The organism is Pseudomonadota bacterium, assembly GCA_023229365.1.
Lineage (GTDB): Bacteria > Myxococcota_A > Polyangia > JAAYKL01 > JAAYKL01 > JALNZK01.
In genome coordinates this window covers 1-3,513 of record JALNZK010000237.1, presented here as the reverse complement: position 1 = coordinate 3,513, position 3,513 = coordinate 1, and the positions used below count along the sequence as shown (strand labels likewise).

General features: G+C 69.9%; 1 protein-coding gene. It reads right to left on the bottom strand.

Translation table 11 applies throughout. The features are described from left to right. Positions 1-3,513 (bottom strand): tetratricopeptide repeat protein (locus tag M0R80_31670; GenBank protein ID MCK9464200.1); only part of this gene is annotated, 3,513 nt, incomplete at both ends.

Sequence of the window (3,513 nt, the reverse complement as noted above, 5' to 3'; positions counted from 1 at the left end):
CGCCGGCGCACTCCTTCTTCGTCTTGAGCACCTCGAGCAGATCGGAGGGCATCTCCTTCGCCGCGTACAGCCGGTCGAGGGCGTCGAGCGCGGCCGCGTCGCGACCGTCCTCGTCGAGCACGGCGCGCCACGCCGCGATCGCCTCGTCGGAGTCGTCGAGCTTCTCCTCGTAGACGGTCGCGATCGATCGCAGCACGGGCAGGCGGGTCGCCGCGTCGGAGACGACCTCGAGACGCTGGCGCCGCACGTCGATGAGCTCCGCCCACTCCTTGGCCGCCTCGTGCAGCCGCTCGAGAGCGTCGAGCGCGACGAGCGAGGTCGGATCCGCCTCGAGCGACTGGCGGAACGCCTCGATGGCGTCGCGCGGCGCACCCATCAGATCCTCGTGGATCGAGGCCTTGGTCCTGAGCAGCTCCGCGCGGGCCTCCTGGCTCTGCGCCACCTGCGCCTTGCGCGCGAGGATGTCGACGAGGCCGTCCCATTCGCCGACGAGGTTGTAGAGCCCCTCGAGGGCGTCGAGCGCCTCGGCGTCCGAGTCGTCGATCTCGATAATCGTCTTGTACGATTCGATCGCCTTGCGCGGCTGATCGAGCCGCTGGTCGAACGTGTGCCCCAGGAGGTGGAGCACCTCGCGCTTGTACTCCTGGTCCAGGATCTCCCCGAGGCACGGCTCGATCGCCGCGGCGAGGGATTCCCAGTTCTCGAGCCCCTCCGCGAGGCGCTTCAGCTCGTCGAGGACCTCGCGATCGGATGGATCGGCCTTGTACGCATCGGCGAGGGCGCCGAAGGCGAGGTTGTAGTTCCCGCCGCGCTGCTCGTGGAGCTGCGCCATCTCCCGGTACCGTGCGACCTTGTCCGCCGGCGCGGCGGCGAAGTCGACGAGGGTCCCCAGGATGACGACGAGCTTCTTCCACTCGTCCTTCTGCCGGTACACGGGCTCGAGGAGCTCGGCGATCCGCTGCCGCTGCCCCTCGTTGAGGATGAGCCTCTCGAGCTCGGCGAGCGACCTCGCGTCCCCGTCGTTCAGCGCCTCCTCGTAGGCGTCGACCGCGGACGTGAGGTCCTCGAGGTTCTCCTCGAAGACGCGCGCGAGGCGCCGCCTCAGCTCGTTGCGCGACTCGTCGCCCGCCGCCTCGTCCGCCTGCATCCGCAGGTGCATCGTCAGGTCCTCGAACCTGCCCGCCTGCGCGAACAGGCGGTCCAGGGCGCCGATGGCGCGCTCGTCGCGCGAATCGATCTCGACGATGTCCCGGTAGGCGCTGATGGCGCCGTCCACGTCCTTGTTCGCCGTCTCCCGGATCTCGGCGATCTTGAACATGAAGCCCTTGCGGTTCTCCGCCTCGATCGACGCGTCCGCCGCGTCCCTGTAGAGCTCGAGCAGATCGGGCCACGCCTCGGTGGCGAGCAGCATCCTCTCGACCGCCGCGAACGCCTTCGGGTCGTCCGGGCTGAACGCGAGCACGCGCTGGTACGCGGTCTTCGCCTCGCGGTGCTTGCCGAGCCGCTGCTCGTAGATCTCGCCGAGCATGTACGCGAGCGCCGCCGTGTCCGGCGTGTCCCCGACCACGTCGTCGAGCGCCTTGGCGTATACGTCCGCGACCATCGGCCAGTAGTCGAGCACACCGGCGAGCCGGTTGATGAGGTCCCACGTGCGGTGGTCCTCGACGTCCTCGCGGAACAGCCGCGAGAACGTCACGAACGCCTTGTTGAGGTCGCCGAGCTGCTCCTCGTAGACCGTGCCGATGCGGTTGAGCAGCTCCTTGCGGACGAGCGCATCGTCACAGACGCCGAGCCGGGCGTCGAGCGCCTCCGCGAGCTTCACCCAGTCGCCGCGCCTGCTGTACACCGGCTCGAGGATCTCCGCGACGCGGCCCCGGAGCGCCTCGTCCTGCATCGCCTGCTCGAGGGACGCGAGGGTCGCCTCGTGGTTCGGATCCGCCTCGAGCGCGCGCCCGAAGTACTCGAGCGCCCGCTCCTCGTCGCCGAGCTTGTCCCGCGCGAGGGTCCCCAGCCGGTGCAGGATCTCGACGCGGCCGTCCGCGCGCATCTGGGCGCGGCGCTCGAGGAGATCCATGAGATCGGCGTACCTGTCCGCCATGGGGTAGAGCCGCTCGAGCGCCTCGAGCGCCTCGGCGTTCTCGGGATCCGCCTCGAGGATCGTCTCGTACGTCTGCATCGCGCCCGAGATGTCGTCCAGGTTCAGCTCGCAGACGCGCGCCTGCTTGAACAGGATCTCGCGCCGCTCGTCGTCGCCCGGCGCGCTCTGCACCTTCCGGCGGTAGATGTCGAAAAGCTCGAGGTACTGCTTCTGCGACTCGTAGATGCGCTCGAGCGCGTTCATCGCGACGGCGTTCTCGCCGTCCATGTCGAGCACCTTGACGTAGTGCTCGCGCGCGACCTGCTGATCCCCGTAGACGCCCTCCGCGATCTCGGCGACGCGCAGGTTGCACTGCACCTGGAGCGTGCCGTCCAGCAGATCCGGCGCGACCTCGCGGTACAGATCGAGGAGCCGGTCGTACGCCTCGACGCGGGCCGCGAGCCGCTCCAGGTTCTCGATGATCACCTCGAGATCCGGCGACGCGGTGCCCACCCGGAACGCGCGGCCCATGAGCTCGAACGCCTTGTTCGCGTCCTCGAGGCCGATCTCGGCGACCTCGGCGGCGTCGCGCAGCACGCGGCACCGGCCGAGCGGATCGTCGATCTCCACCGCCTCTATCTCCGCACACCGGAGCAGGCTCTTGTAGTCGCCCTCCGCCTCGTAGAGCGGGCGCAGGATGGCGATGGCGTCCAGCTTGACCGGGCTCTCGAGCAGCCCGGTCAGCGCGGCCCGCGCGCCCGCGTGGCCTGCGTCGATCCGGAGCGCGTCGCCGAGCACGGTGACCGCCCGCTCCGGGTTGTCGAGCCTGCGCCGCAGGAGGTCGCCCATCTTGAACAGGATCTCGGCGCGCTCCCCCGCGCTCTCGGCCAGGGGTTCGAGCGCCTCGTAGACCTCGAAGAGATCGGACCAGCGCTCCGCGGCCTCGAACAGGCGCGCGAGCGCGCCCAGGGAGTCGCGGGACGGCGCGCCCTCGTCGTTGACCTGGCGGTACGCGCCGATCGCCTCGTCCGCGTCGTGGAGCTCTTCCTCGAACAGGCGCGCGACGCGCAGGTGGATCTCCCGCCGCGCGTCCGCCGAGCCCTCGAGCAGGGCTCGCTGCCGCAGCACGGCGATGAGCGCGGGCCAATCGCGCTGTCGCTCGTAGAGCCGCTCGAGCCCGAAGAGGGCGGTCAAATCGGTGTCGTCGATCTCGACGATCTCCTTGAAAACCGAAATCGCCTCGGCCGGGCGCTCGAGCACCGACTCCTCGATCTCCGCCATGCGCTGGAGGATCTCGCACCGCGCCTTGGGATCGGCCGTGAGCGCGACCTTTCGCCGGAGCACGGCGAGCAGATCGGTCCACGCCTCCCGGCCCGTCAGCAGCCGGTCGAGCGCCTCGATCGCAGGCAGGGCGGAGTCCGGGTTCTCGGGATCGT